The 12,927-nt window shown below is 45.2% G+C and carries 13 protein-coding genes and 1 rRNA gene; 7 read left to right on the forward strand and 7 right to left on the reverse strand.

Annotation, left to right across the window (positions count from 1 at the left end; translation table 11 throughout):
- Window positions 1-2 precede the first annotated feature (2 nt).
- Window positions 3-977 carry a sensor domain-containing diguanylate cyclase gene (locus K6Y21_RS09235; protein WP_233071541.1) on the forward strand — a complete coding sequence of 325 codons (975 nt, stop codon included), beginning with the start codon at window positions 3-5 and terminating at the stop codon, window positions 975-977.
- 1 nt (window position 978) lies between these two features.
- Here K6Y21_RS09235 and K6Y21_RS09240 read toward each other — a convergent pair whose 3' ends face one another.
- Both K6Y21_RS09240 and K6Y21_RS09245 read right to left on the reverse strand, forming a co-directional pair.
- Window positions 979-1,242 carry a YfcL family protein gene (locus K6Y21_RS09240; protein ID WP_233071542.1) on the reverse strand — a complete coding sequence of 88 codons (264 nt, stop codon included), beginning with the start codon at window positions 1,240-1,242 and terminating at the stop codon, window positions 979-981.
- Window positions 1,243-1,247: 5 nt separating this feature from the next.
- Window positions 1,248-1,787: an elongation factor P hydroxylase gene (locus tag K6Y21_RS09245; RefSeq protein ID WP_233071543.1), complete on the reverse strand. Its 540-nt coding sequence runs from the start codon at window positions 1,785-1,787 to the stop codon at window positions 1,248-1,250.
- A 286-nt stretch (window positions 1,788-2,073) separates the two neighbouring features.
- Here K6Y21_RS09245 and K6Y21_RS09250 point away from each other — a divergent pair, with 286 nt between their 5' ends.
- Complete coding sequence (locus K6Y21_RS09250) at window positions 2,074-3,129, forward strand: 3-deoxy-7-phosphoheptulonate synthase (protein WP_233071544.1); 1,056 nt, start codon at window positions 2,074-2,076, stop codon at window positions 3,127-3,129.
- On the opposite strand, the gene K6Y21_RS09255 is transcribed toward K6Y21_RS09250, so the two are convergent.
- The 4 genes from K6Y21_RS09255 to K6Y21_RS09270 form a co-directional block, all read right to left on the reverse strand.
- Window positions 3,120-4,130, reverse strand: coding sequence for a succinylglutamate desuccinylase (locus tag K6Y21_RS09255; RefSeq protein ID WP_233071545.1), 1,011 nt, complete (start codon window positions 4,128-4,130; stop codon window positions 3,120-3,122). The two genes, K6Y21_RS09250 and K6Y21_RS09255, sit on opposite strands and share 10 nt — an antisense overlap.
- A 112-nt stretch (window positions 4,131-4,242) precedes the next feature.
- The gene (locus K6Y21_RS09260) at window positions 4,243-6,717 is read right to left on the reverse strand and encodes a glycogen/starch/alpha-glucan phosphorylase (RefSeq protein WP_233071546.1); all 2,475 of its coding nucleotides are present in this window, start codon (window positions 6,715-6,717) and stop codon (window positions 4,243-4,245) included.
- A gap of 458 nt (window positions 6,718-7,175) precedes the next feature.
- Window positions 7,176-8,822: a phosphoglucomutase (alpha-D-glucose-1,6-bisphosphate-dependent) gene (gene pgm, locus K6Y21_RS09265; RefSeq protein ID WP_233071547.1), complete on the reverse strand. Its 1,647-nt coding sequence runs from the start codon at window positions 8,820-8,822 to the stop codon at window positions 7,176-7,178.
- 21 nt (window positions 8,823-8,843) lie between these two features.
- The gene (locus tag K6Y21_RS09270; RefSeq protein WP_233071548.1) at window positions 8,844-9,497 is read right to left on the reverse strand and encodes a replication initiation regulator SeqA; all 654 of its coding nucleotides are present in this window, start codon (window positions 9,495-9,497) and stop codon (window positions 8,844-8,846) included.
- A 245-nt stretch (window positions 9,498-9,742) separates the two neighbouring features.
- Between K6Y21_RS09270 and K6Y21_RS09275 the strand changes: the two genes are divergently transcribed.
- The 5 genes from K6Y21_RS09275 to fur all read left to right on the forward strand — a co-directional run bounded on the left by K6Y21_RS09275 (window position 9,743) and on the right by fur (window position 12,293).
- On the forward strand, window positions 9,743-10,510 hold the full coding sequence (locus K6Y21_RS09275; protein ID WP_233071549.1) for an alpha/beta fold hydrolase: 768 nt from the start codon (window positions 9,743-9,745) through the stop codon (window positions 10,508-10,510).
- Between the two features lie 72 nt (window positions 10,511-10,582).
- Entirely contained in the window at window positions 10,583-10,804 is a 222-nt protein-coding gene (locus tag K6Y21_RS09280; protein WP_233071550.1) for a DUF2788 domain-containing protein, read from the forward strand.
- Window positions 10,805-10,816: 12 nt separating this feature from the next.
- Complete coding sequence (gene ybfE, locus K6Y21_RS09285) at window positions 10,817-11,095, forward strand: LexA regulated protein (protein WP_233071551.1); 279 nt, start codon at window positions 10,817-10,819, stop codon at window positions 11,093-11,095.
- 20 nt (window positions 11,096-11,115) lie between these two features.
- Entirely contained in the window at window positions 11,116-11,643 is a 528-nt protein-coding gene (gene fldA / locus K6Y21_RS09290; RefSeq protein WP_233071552.1) for a flavodoxin FldA, read from the forward strand.
- Window positions 11,644-11,870: 227 nt separating this feature from the next.
- Entirely contained in the window at window positions 11,871-12,293 is a 423-nt protein-coding gene (gene fur, locus K6Y21_RS09295; protein WP_233071553.1) for a ferric iron uptake transcriptional regulator, read from the forward strand.
- Window positions 12,294-12,824: 531 nt separating this feature from the next.
- On the opposite strand, the gene rrf is transcribed toward fur, so the two are convergent.
- Window positions 12,825-12,927: ribosomal RNA gene (rrf, locus tag K6Y21_RS09300) — 5S ribosomal RNA — on the reverse strand; the annotation flags it as partial.

The following is a 12,927-nucleotide window of genomic DNA, read 5'->3' on the forward strand; positions in this document are numbered from 1 at the left end:
TTATGCAAAATAGCGCTTTCGATTTAAAAGAATTTCATTGGATGGTTGAGATGGTGCAGACCATCGATGTTGGCCTGGTGGTGCTGGATCGCGACTATAAAGTGCAAGCCTGGAATGGGTTTATGGAAAATCACAGCGGCAAGGGCGGCAGCCAAGTTCAAAACCAAGTCATGTTTGATTTGTTTTCAGAGATCCCCAAAGAGTGGTTAAGCCAAAAAATTGAATCCGTATTTTTACTCAAAAACCGAGCCTTCACGACTTGGGAGCAACGGCCTTATATCTTTCGCTTTAAGAACTATCGCCCGATTACTGGCACCGCTGAGTTTATGTATCAAAATATGACCATTATCCCGTTAATGAGTCTTACTGGCGAAGTCACCCATGTTAGTTTAATCATCTACGACGTCACTGACAGCGCGGTCAACAAATTACAGTTAAAAGAGCTTAATAATCAACTACAAGATCTCAGCCGGATTGATGCGTTAACCCAGCTGTATAATCGGGGGTACTGGGAAGAGCAATTTCATCATGAGTTTGCGCGCTACAAACGTACGCAAGCAAATGCTTGTTTGATCATGTTTGATATTGATCACTTTAAACGCGTTAATGATACCTATGGGCACCAGGCCGGAGATAAAGTCATTCAAGCTGTGAGTGCGACCCTGAAACAAAACCTACGCGAAACCGACATTGCAGGCCGTTATGGCGGAGAAGAATTTGCGGTGCTGTTGATTGACACCGAAGCTGAAAAAGCCCTTTTCTTTGCCGAGCGCTTACGCAAAAGCATTGAAGCGTTACACGTCTATCATGATGAACACGATATTTGCTTTACCATTAGCCTAGGCATCGCTCAGACATACGCGCAGTTACCTTCGGCCAGTGAGTGGTTAAAGTTGTCAGACAGCGCGCTATACCGAGCAAAAGAATCTGGGCGAAATAAAACCTGTGCCGCTGCGCTACCTGATCCAGATGCTTAAATTAGCCTTGCGTTAAGTGACGCCACATGGCCTCAACTAACACTTGGTCGGCAGGACTCAGTTCACGCGCAGCAAACGCTTGCGCTAATTCCTGCTCAACCTGAACGATAAAATCATCTGCTGAGTGTTTTTGCGCTTGTTCACAATGCGCCAAAGCTAGGCTTAAGTGACCGCTGAGATAACCAGACGCAAATAACTCATCACTGTCACCCTGCTCTAAAATATGGGCAATTTTCTGTTCCATGTCCTGATACAACTGATACATAATCTTTACCTTAAATACATGCCGCGATAGTCAAATGCAGCGGGCGTTAGGGCACTAACACGATAAAATTTCGCTAACGCCTGCATCAAAATGTGCGCGCGTGGGGGAAAGCCCTGCTGCAGATAAACCCGAACTTGGTCATACACCTTATGCTGAAACCCAAGTCGGTCAATCTCAATACCTGAAAGATTGTCACAACTCACCGAAAAAGCAAAGCCACAACTTGCAGCCAGCCCCCACTCAACGGCTTGGGGTTTGATTTCTACCTTTTCAAATTCAGCTTGTTGTTGCGCCGTGCGACCGTCAGGCTCATACCAATAACCAAAGTCAACTTGTTGTCGACGGGCCTGACCTGCAATGCACCAATGGGATATTTCATGCAAAGCACTGGCAAAAAAGCCATGAGCAAAAATAATTCGATGATGAGGGTGTTGCTGATCAGCGGGTAAATAAATAGGTTCGCTGTCGCCTGCGATAAGTTGCGTGTTTTCTGTTTGTAAAAAGCAATCTTCAAATACTTTGATTAAATCTTGATAGCGATGCAATTTAATCCCCCCTATAACGGCGCTTTAAAGCGCTGCATTCTACCCGTAGTGGATGTTTTCGACAAACATCACTAGCCGAGCTGGAATTTTTTAGCTTAACCGATGCGTTTTACTTTAAAGGTTTGGTTTTTTTAGCTAAGGTGATGGCATTTACTGATACGACTTAACGCGGGTGCCCTTGTGGTGAAGCGAATTCCAATGCCTGAGCTCAGCGCTATACACGGCTTTGCTCTAAGGCGGAGGCTCTCCCACAAGTGAATCGCACCGTTAACAAGGATGCGGCCTGATGCCATTAAAAACTGACGAGTTACGTACCGAAAAACAAGATTTCTTAATCACTCCTGCCGAACTCAACGATGATCGCCCCCTCAGCGATGCCGCTGCGGGTGTGGTAACCCGTGCCAGACGAGAAGTTGAGGCGATTATCTCAGGTGAAGATAAACGCTTATTGGTTGTCGTTGGCCCTTGCTCCATACACGATCCTAATGCGGGAATTGAATATGCCAAGCGCTTAGTGAAGCTAAAAGACGAACTAGGCGATGATTTATGCATCGTGATGCGAACCTATTTTGAAAAGCCACGTACTATCGTTGGCTGGAAAGGCCTGATTAACGATCCCGACCTCGATGGCAGCTACAATGTCAATAAGGGCATCGCCCTTGCTCGTAACTTACTGCTTGATATCAATGAACTCGGGTTAGCAACGGCGACCGAATTTTTAGATATGGTAACAGGCCAATACCTTGCCGATTTAATCACTTGGGGCGCTATTGGTGCACGTACCACCGAAAGCCAAATCCACCGTGAAATGGCGTCAGCTTTATCTTGTCCTGTGGGTTTTAAAAATGGGACCGATGGTAACTTACAAATTGCCATGGATGCGGTTCGTGCAGCCAAGGCGCGCCATATCTTTTACTCTCCAGATAAACACGGCCGGATGACCATCTACAAAACGGCGGGTAACCCTTATGGCCATATTATTTTGCGTGGTGGCAAAGAGCCCAACTACAGTGAACAACATGTTCAAGCTGCTGCGGCACAATTAGCGGATATCGGCTTAACGCCGCGGGTAATTGTCGACTTCAGCCACGGTAACAGCTTGAAGCAATATAAAAAACAATGGGACGTCGCCAAGGATATCATGGCACAGATGCGCAATGGCTCTAGAGCGATCGCCGGTGTGATGATTGAGAGCTTTTTAGAAGAAGGCAACCAAGCAGTTGAAGATGGCAAAGAATTAGTCTTTGGCAAAAGCATCACGGATGCCTGTATAAACTGGCAAGACACCGAAGACATGCTAAGAGAACTGGCGCAAGCTAGCCGAGATAGCCGTCAGTCATAAAGGCCTTTGTCATGATACGGGGTAAGGGTCAACAACGCCCTTGCTCCTCTTTCTACCTTAGCATTTGGGAACAAGACCATCTCTTGCTTTTCTTTAACGCGATATTCTCTTCCCGTTTCATAAGCCAATAACTCACCTTGCCCAAAACAGCTGAAATTGGCCATGTCTGCGGCAAAAGCCAAAGTAAAATCATCGCGACTTTTAATCATTTGCTGCGCAACACTAAATAGTCTCAACCTTGAGTGAGTTTCTCCCCTTGCATCATGCGTATTGGATGTGATTAGAGAAATGAGGTAATCCTGAAAGTATTGATGATCGAGCATGTTATTTTGCGCCCATGGCAGTGCCTTTCCGAGTTCAAGGGTTGCCGCTTGAGCGCCATATTGAATATATGAAGCATAGCTAAAGGTATGGGTAGCGAGCTTACTTAATACAACGGCTTGGATCCCAGCCTGTTGTAACATAGATAAATGTGATGCCATCGACCGCTGGCAATGATGCATGTCCTGCTCTTGCGCAACAGGAACCACAGCAAAGCGCGGATAGATAGCATCTCGAATAGCACAATGACAATCCCAATGCTGCTTTTTATGAGTATCATGTAACTGAAAAAAGCGTTTCACACTCTGCTCTAATAAAGCCGCTCTGTTTGCTTCGATACAAGGTTTAACCTTTTGGTGATATCCACAAAACAAACGATTAAGGTTAGTATCACAATAACGCCTTGCTTCAAGCAATGCTTGTGGATGCCCTAGGATAAATAAACAGGCATATTTTGGCACTATTTGCCGGCGACAAATTTGCTTGACTATCTCATCAAGCACCAACACAGGTGCCGTTTCATTACCGTGGATCCCAGCCGATAAAACCAAGCTAACGGGGCCTTCTCCTGGCAAATACAATACCCCTGGCGCCCAGCATTCAAACGCAAGATGCTTCGGAAGTTGGGCGACAAACTCCGCTTTAGTTAACTTGCCTAGGGTAAATTCGATAAAGCTCATCGCTGCCCCCGCTGTTGCCATCATCTTTTCAGTATAAGCCGATTAGGGAAAAGGCAACAACGGCGCATAAAAAAGGGAGGCAATGCCTCCCTTGTCAATCATTATATTTCATTTAGCCTAAAGGACATGGCTCTAAATGCCAGATGGTATCAACATAGTCCTGAATTGAACGGTCAGAGTTAAACTTACCCATACTGGCAGAGTTAATGATGGCCATTTGCGCCCATTTAGCTTGATCTCGGTAAGCCACATCAATGCGCTCGTGCGCATCTAGGTAGCTTTGATAATCCGCCAGACATAGGTAGTTATCACCCCAATCAAGTAAGCTTCGCTTCACATCAGACAATTCACCAGGATGGCCTGGCGTAAAGTAATCACTGTCTAACCAATCCAATACCGCTTTGAGCTCATCGTTTTTGTAGTAGTAATCAAACGGGTTATAGCCCGCTTTCTTGATCGCTTCAACCTCGTCAACATTGAGACCAAAGATAAAGATATTGTCTTCTCCGACTTCTTCGGCAATTTCAATGTTAGCGCCGTCAAGGGTACCGATAGTCAGCGCACCGTTTAGCGCTAGCTTCATGTTACCTGTCCCTGACGCTTCTAAACCAGCTGTTGAGATTTGCTCAGATACATCTGCCGCAGGGATCAACTTCTCAGCCAATGAAACGCGGTAGTTAGGCATAAACACCACTTTTAATTTGCCCTTAATCCGCTCATCATTATTCACTTTATCGGCGACTTTATTGATGGCATAGATGATCTTCTTCGCCATGTGGTAGCCAGGCGCCGCTTTGGCACCAAAGATAAAGACACGCGGTACCATATCAAGTGCGGGGTTGGCTAATAAACGACGATACAAGGTTAAAATGTGCAACAGGTTGAGCTGCTGTCGCTTGTATTCATGCAAACGCTTAATCTGAATATCAAAAATGGCATCGGCACTCACCTCTACCCCGGTTAATGCCTTAATTTCATCCACCAGTTTAAGTTTGTTATCGCGCTTGATTGCCATAAAGGCTTGCTGGAATTTCTTGTCTTTCGCTTTAGGTAACGCGTCTTTAAGCAAGTGTAATTGCGTTGGCCACCCTGCCCCTACGGTTTTATCGTATAACTGCGCGAGCTCAGGGTTAGCCGATTTTAGCCAGCGACGCGGGGTGACACCATTAGTCACATTAACTATTTTTCCTGGGTATAAGGCGTCAAACTCTGGGAACAGATCTTTTTTCACCAGACGTGTATGAATAGCGGCTACGCCATTCACCTTATAGGATGAAACCACACTTAGATAGGCCATCCGCACCATACGCCCGCCCTCTTCATTGATAATAGAGAGTTTGCGCTTCATCTCATCATTACCTGGCCACTTGGCTTCCACTTCTTGCTCTAAGAAACGACGGTTAATTTCATAGATGATTTCTAAATGACGTGGCAATACCCGCTCAAATAAGGCAACAGACCAATTCTCTAGTGCTTCAGGAAGGAGGGTATGGTTAGTATAAGCAAAAGTATGTCGAGAGACTTCCCAAGCCTCATTCCAGGCCAGGCCTTCTTCATCCATTAAGATCCGCATTAATTCAGGCACTGAGATAGCTGGGTGGGTATCATTCAGTTGAATGGCCACTTTGTCGGCAAAAATAGACCATTTATCACCATTGGCTCGTTTAAATCGGCGGATGATGTCTTTAATCGAACACGCACAGAAGAAGTACTGTTGGATCAAGCGCAATTCTTTACCTTGCTCGGTTTCATCATTGGGGTACAGTACTTTAGATACGGTTTCGGCTTGCGCTTTTTCCGCTTGGGCATCCACGTAACCACCCGCATTAAATACATCCCAATCAAAAGCTTCACCTGGCTTACTTTCCCATAAGCGCAGCACGTTAACTAGGTTGGCTCCGTAACCCACAATCGGGATATCCCATGGTACCCCCTTTAATTTACGCCCAGCATGCCATACCTTGCGCATGGAGCCGTCCGCTTCAAAAACACTTTCGACATAGCCGTATAAAGGAACTTCTTGAACCGACTCAGGGCGACAGATTTCCCACGGGTTTCCATACTCACGCCAGCTATCTGGACGTTCAATTTGGTGCCCATCGCGAAATTCTTGACGAAACAGTCCATGCTCATAGTGGATGCCATAGCCGATGGCGGGATAGCCTAAGGTCGCTAATGAATCGATGTAACATGCCGCAAGACGACCTAAACCACCATTACCGAGGGCCATGTCCGGCTCTTCTTCACAGACTTGATAAATGTCCTTACCAAGTGATTGCAATGCTTGTTGTGCCTCTGAAAAGAGCTCTAGGTTATGTAAATTGTTCGAAAGGAGTCGCCCCATTAAAAACTCAAGGGATAAATAATTAACCGCACGCGTATCTTTTTTCGCATGAGTCGATTGCGTCTCGGTCAGTTTTTCAAATACAAGTTCATTAATTGCTGCACAGGTTGCGTTCCACCAAGCCTTATCATTGGCTTTTTTTTCATGAGTACCTAAGGTAGAACGAAGGTGATGAACGATACGCTGCTTAAGCTTGTCAGCGCTGATATCAAAAGGCTTAACCTGTGTTTTCTTTGTCGCCATGGTAGGTTCCTTAACAAGTGTGCGGGAGAGCGTGTAAACGTCACAGCTTAAGACGGTTAAACACAAAAAAATTGCTAATTAAAAGTAAACTATCCATTGTTGATTTACCAGTAAATAAGCTAGAAGTGTGATTAACTTTTGTTACAGTTCAATGATCTACACTACCTTGACAGACAAATCAGCGCTCAAAGCCCATGGCCGTTGTCAATGTCTCAACATAAATAAAATTAACATCCTAATTAAGCGAAATGATGCTGATAAAGCCTTGGCTTTTTGAATTGAACCCTGCTTAGGGTGAAGCGAGATGGTAAGCACTCATAAAGCGAGCAGTTTAAAAAGCCCGTGGGGCAGGGATGGCAAATCGTCTATAAAAAACAACGCCACGCTAAAGCTGCGTGGCGTTGGTTATCAAAATGATAATCTGAAGTCGACAGGGTTAGTCAGTAAAACAGAGCATACTATAAACCCGCTTTTGCAAACGCTGCAGCCACGATTTGCTGAGCTTCGCTTTGGATCTGGCTTAGATGCTGCTCATCAACAAACGACTCGGCATAAATTTTATAGATGTTTTCGGTTCCGGATGGACGCGCCGCAAACCAACCTTTTTCGGTCACGACTTTTAGGCCGCCAATGGCCGCATCATTGCCCGGGGCACGGGTGAGTTTAGCCGTGATTTTGTCGTCAGCTAGCGTGCTGGCTTCAACCATGTCCGGATTAAGTTCATTTAGCACCGCTTTTTGTTCTGGTGACGCGGGCGCATCAATACGCTGGTATAGAGGAGCGCCAAATTCAGCTGCCAGCGCTTGATAGTGCACGCCAGGATCTTGTTTTGTGACAGCAATAATCTCCGCGGCTAATAACGCCAAGATAATACCGTCTTTATCCGTACTCCAAACGCCACCATCGCGGCGTAAAAAAGAGGCGCCGGCACTTTCCTCACCACCAAAGCCAAATTCGCTGTTAAACAGTCCATCTACAAACCATTTAAAACCGACAGGTACCTCACATAACGGCTTATCCAGCTTCTCGGCAACACGGTCAATCATTGAACTCGAGACAAGGGTTTTACCAATCTTAGCTTCTGTTGGCCAATCAGGGCGATGACCAAATAAATACTGTATCGCCACCGCTAAGTAATGATTTGGGTTCATGAGGCCAACTGAAGGGGCAACAATACCATGGCGATCGTAATCAGGATCATTGGCTACCGCGATATCAAACTTATCTTTTAGCTCAATAAGACTGGCCATGGCATAGGGAGACGAGCAGTCCATGCGTATCTTGCCGTCTTTGTCTAGGGTCATGAATGAGAAAGTAGGATCAACACGGTCGTTTACCACTGTGATATCCAGACCATAGTGCTTAGCGATGACAGGCCAAAACGCAACCCCAGAGCCGCCTAAGGTGTCGACACCGATTTTGACTCCCGCATTAGCTATCGCCTTCATATCGATAACATTTTCTAAATCAGCAACATACGGCATAACATAGTCGTAATGCTCGGCCTGTGCCAGGGCGCTTTGAAAATCCATTCGCTTAACGGCAGTCAGCCCTTGCGCCAAAATTTCATTAGCGCGATCTTGGATCATTTTGGTCACTCCACCGTCAGCAGGGCCGCCATTGGGTGGGTTATATTTAAACCCACCATCGCGTGGTGGATTATGTGATGGCGTAATCACAATACCGTCAGCAAGTGGCTTATCGCCACTGCGGTTGTGCGCCAAGATTGCATGGGAAATGACAGGGGTTGGGGTATATCCAAGCCCTTTTTGAACCACAACATGCACCCCATTGGCCACCAACACTTCAATCGCACTGGCAAAGGCAGGCTCGGATAAAGCATGAGTATCTTTACCTAGAAACAACGGCCCTTGATAACCCTGCTGTTGACGATATTCCGCGATGGCTTGGCTAATCGCCAAAATATGATCCTCATTAAAAGCAGAATCAAAAGAGCAACCACGATGACCAGATGTACCAAACGCAACTTGCTGTTCGCGCACGTCGACATTAGGTTTATTGGTGTAATAAGCCGCGACCAAGGTCGGAATATTGGTAAGATCTTGCTGTTGAGCAGGTAAGCCTGCACGAGGGTGAAGTGACATAATAATCCTTTAAGGTTGATGTTAAATTGTTGCGCATGCCTTCTCTATCACATGATGTGCATACCCCATACTTGCCATCAACTGCGCGATAATGATTCGTTTTCTTCCGTTATTTGCGTTTGTAATCACCCAAAATGGTGTGTCCGCAATCGCTCGGGGCTTACAGGTTTTCCCCCCTTCTTCCAACGCGATTTCGGATTGAGCAAAATAGAGCCTTTTCCTGCCTCTTGTAGATTCACTCGCTCTAGCAAATGCAGCGGGAGAGTCATGATACATGGCCGATAACAAGGTTAAAAAACGCTCCACTGAATGCTCGATATTGTTGAGTTCGTTCCCCTCAAGAAGCGTCAGTAAACTCGATGAATCAACTGACGGGGTCTGACCGCCTTCAGCGTATGTTTTTGCTTCACTGATAACATTGTGAGTTGATGACGGAGTCGGCTCCTTATCATCAAGCTGGGCTGAATCGGCTAAATTGTCATGCTGTTCCTGCGTCGTTTCACTAGCCGCTTGTTGATTATTGCTTTTGCTGGACGGCGCAGTCGCTCGGTCATTATTTGGCAAGGGCGGTAAAGACAATAAGCGACGTAGTATTTGTGACGCACTTTCACCTATATTTTGGGTTTGAGCTGCTATGTATTGGTACAACTCATCATCTAGCTCTATTTTTTTCATTTCTTACAAACATTTCCGGCAAAACATATGGGGATTATACCCAGACTAAAGACGACACTCCAATGACTTTAAGCCAATCTATCGTTACACTTGGTCAGGTTATTCTGTTTTGGCCAAAGCTTCCCCTACAAAGCGTTGGCCGACGTTGGAGTGCCCAGCATAGGTGTATCCCTTTTTCCCCAATAAAAACGGAATCGACATTTAATTGCATATATATGACAACAAAATTAATAAAGAGTAAATAAATGCAGCTTAATTACAAAATCAGTGGCCAAGGCGATGCTGTTTTTTTGATCCATGGCTTGTTTGGTAGCCTGTCTAACTTTGGTTTATTGCAGCAAGCCTTAAGCCCCCATTACCGAGTCATCAGTGTGGATGTGAGAAACCATGGTGAATCGCCTCATCACCCTAGCATGCACTACCAAGATATGGCCCACGATATTTTAGAGCTAGCCAAGTTACTAGATATCAAAACATTTTCTCTCGTTGGCCACTCAATGGGCGGAAAAATTGCGATGAAAGTTGCTTTGCTCGCGCCGGATCGGGTTAACAAGTTGATCGTAGCCGATATGTCGCCTGTGAATTACGAGCCAAGACATCAAAGTGTGTTTGCTGGGTTACAGGCTGTAGCCGAGGCGGACTTTAAAACCCGTGGACAAGCCCAAACCTGCCTAAGTCAATACATAGAAGAAGTCGGTGTCATTCAGTTCCTGCTAAAGTCGCTCTATAAATTCAAAGACAAAATGATCTGGCGTTACAATCTAGCCGCCCTCGTTAATGGATACCGCGATATAATTGACTGGCCAGACACATCCGCAACTTTTCAAGGCCCGACCTTATTTATCAAGGGCGAACTGTCTGACTACATCATCAAGGAATATTGGCCAAGTGGAGCCAAGCATTTCCCTGACGCAAAGATAAAAATGATCATGGGGACGGGCCATTGGCTACACGCTGAAAAGCCAGCGGTGTTTAACAAAATAGTGGCAAATTTTTTGGCCGCAACAAGTTAGCGAATGATGGGGAGATATGGTATATTCCCGCCGTTTATAAATTAGCCTTAACGAACTCATGTTGATTAACTTATGTTAAGTGAATACACAGAACAGATTGAAACCTTCGGCCTTTATGGTTTTTACGTCATTTTATTTTTGCTGATCGGGCTGTCCATCAATGATGTATTAAAACGCAGTAACGTGCCAACCTATGGCCGTGCCATTGTCTGGATGGTGTTGTTTTTGGGCTGTGCTGGATTCATTTCAAAAGGCATTATTGAAGTATTTTGGGAGTCCAACGGGCTTGGTTAAGCAGTATATACAATGGCAAAAGAGCTAACTGATAGAACGACGATAGATCTTTTCTGTGATGAAAAACGGCCAGGTAGGCCAAAAACAAACCCGCTATCGCGTGAGCAGCAATTAAAGATCAATAAACGTAATCAAATCAAACGCGACAAAGCGAAAGGTTTGAGAAGAGTAGAATTAAAGGTCGAACAACCCTTGTTCGAGCAGCTAAACAATTTGGCACTGCAGCACAATATGAGCCGTAGCGAACTGATTGTTTACATGCTTGAGCAACAACTTAGACCTCAACAGTAACGATATAATGGGTAGAAAATATGGCAAGTGTAGGGATATTTTTTGGTAGTGACACGGGCAATACCGAAGCTGTAGCAAAAATGATCCAAAAACAACTTGGAAAAAAACTAGTTGAAGTAAAAGACATCGCTAAAAGCACACAAGCTGAAATTGATGAGTTCAGCTTGCTTCTATTTGGTATACCAACTTGGTACTACGGCGAAGCCCAATGTGACTGGGATGATTTCTTCCCTGAACTTGAAGAAATCGATTTTAGTGAAAAATTAGTCGCTATCTTTGGTTGTGGTGACCAAGAAGACTACGCCGAATACTTCCTAGATGCGATGGGAACATTAAAAGACATAGTGGAAGCGAAAGGCGCTACCATCATAGGTCATTGGCCAACTCAAGGCTATGAATTTGAAGCGTCTAAGGCACTCGTTGACGACAATCACTTCGTTGGCCTTGGCATAGATGAAGACCGTCAACCAGAGCTGACAGCAGAGCGTGTGGATGCTTGGGTTAAACAAATCTATGACGAAATGTGTTTAGCCGAGTTAGAAGACTAATCAATTATAAAGCGCAGATCCTAACATGAGAGAGACATGTCGATCTGCGTAAACTTCAGAAATGAGCTACCCTTGTCATAATAGAAATACAATTGAATGTTATTTTTGTTAAGGCGTACCTTGCTCAACTCAACAAAAGCATTGTAAGCTTTTATAAATACACCTTGGAATGTTTCTTTTGACGCATTCTATCTTAAACCAACTATTATCAGGACAACTACCCTACCATGGCCGATAACAATAAAGCACTGAAACAGGCGGGTTTAAAAGTCACCTTACCTAGGCTCAAAATCCTCGAGCTATTAAGACAGCCTGATAGCCAACATATTAGTGCAGAAGACTTGTACAAAAAGCTCATCGAAATGGGTGAAGAAATTGGCTTAGCAACTGTTTACCGCGTACTTAACCAATTTGATGACGCCGGTATCGTTACCCGCCATCACTTCGAAGGCGGAAAATCTGTGTTTGAACTCTCAACAACAGAGCATCATGATCACCTAGTGTGCTTAGACTGTGGTGAAGTAATTGAATTTACTGATGAGCTTATTGAAGACCGACAAGAAAAAATTGCAGCACAGCACGGTATTGAATTAACTAACCACAGTTTGTACTTATATGGTCGTTCTGTGGATGGTAAATGTAAGCACTAAACGCAATATCAACAAGTGGTGAGACCCAGCGTCTCACTCACTTTATTCCCTCTCCAGCTGCCACACCATAATAATCCGCCAACCGCTTTTCTGTTATTTCCCGACTGAATTCAATGCACGCAGCCTACGTACTAGGCATCTAGCTCAAACTCCCCCATTGACGTGCTTAGCCTATGATAGTGTTTAAAAATAGCCTCAACGAGGTTATTTTCTCATTTATACAAGGGCATAAGACAGGGGCAAGCCTGCTTTTTCTGCAGACGTAAACAGCCCAAATCACTCTACTCAGGCTCAGTGTGAGGATAATGAGAGGGGTGTCCTACTCTGCTTTGTTGCTGGTCTTTAAGGAGGGATGTTGTTTTCAGCAGACGTAAAAAAGCCCAAGTCATTCGACTCAGGTTTAGTGTGGGAGCATGATAAGAGGGGTGCCCTACTCTGCTTTGTTGCTGGTCTTTAAGGAGGGATGTTGTTTTCTGTTTTCTGCAGACGTAAAAAAGCCCAAGTCGCTAGACTCGGGCTTTCTTGTTTGGAGCTTGGCGGTGTCCTACTCTCACATGGGGAAGCCCCACACTACCATCGGCGCTGCTGCGTTTCACTTCTGAGTTCGGCATGGAATCAGGTGGGTCCACAGCGC

It is taken from the genome of Motilimonas eburnea (genome assembly GCF_021295345.1).
Lineage (GTDB): Bacteria > Pseudomonadota > Gammaproteobacteria > Enterobacterales > CBDFNC01 > Motilimonas > Motilimonas eburnea.

Bases quoted from the DNA above. Each gene is read 5' to 3' on its own strand.
- K6Y21_RS09270 (WP_233071548.1), bottom strand. From the start codon at position 9,497: ATGAAAAAAATAGAGCTAGATGATGAGTTGTACCAATACATAGCAGCT.
- ybfE (WP_233071551.1), top strand. From the start codon at position 10,817: ATGGCAAAAGAGCTAACTGATAGAACGACGATAGATCTTTTCTGTGAT.
- K6Y21_RS09250 (WP_233071544.1), top strand. From the start codon at position 2,074: ATGCCATTAAAAACTGACGAGTTACGTACCGAAAAACAAGATTTCTTA.
- K6Y21_RS09255 (WP_233071545.1), bottom strand. From the start codon at position 4,130: ATGAGCTTTATCGAATTTACCCTAGGCAAGTTAACTAAAGCGGAGTTT.
- K6Y21_RS09235 (WP_233071541.1), top strand. From the start codon at position 3: ATGCAAAATAGCGCTTTCGATTTAAAAGAATTTCATTGGATGGTTGAG.
- K6Y21_RS09260 (WP_233071546.1), bottom strand. From the start codon at position 6,717: ATGGCGACAAAGAAAACACAGGTTAAGCCTTTTGATATCAGCGCTGAC.
- K6Y21_RS09240 (WP_233071542.1), bottom strand. From the start codon at position 1,242: ATGTATCAGTTGTATCAGGACATGGAACAGAAAATTGCCCATATTTTA.
- K6Y21_RS09280 (WP_233071550.1), top strand. From the start codon at position 10,583: ATGTTAAGTGAATACACAGAACAGATTGAAACCTTCGGCCTTTATGGT.
- K6Y21_RS09275 (WP_233071549.1), top strand. From the start codon at position 9,743: ATGCAGCTTAATTACAAAATCAGTGGCCAAGGCGATGCTGTTTTTTTG.
- fldA (WP_233071552.1), top strand. From the start codon at position 11,116: ATGGCAAGTGTAGGGATATTTTTTGGTAGTGACACGGGCAATACCGAA.
- pgm (WP_233071547.1), bottom strand. From the start codon at position 8,822: ATGTCACTTCACCCTCGTGCAGGCTTACCTGCTCAACAGCAAGATCTT.
- fur (WP_233071553.1), top strand. From the start codon at position 11,871: ATGGCCGATAACAATAAAGCACTGAAACAGGCGGGTTTAAAAGTCACC.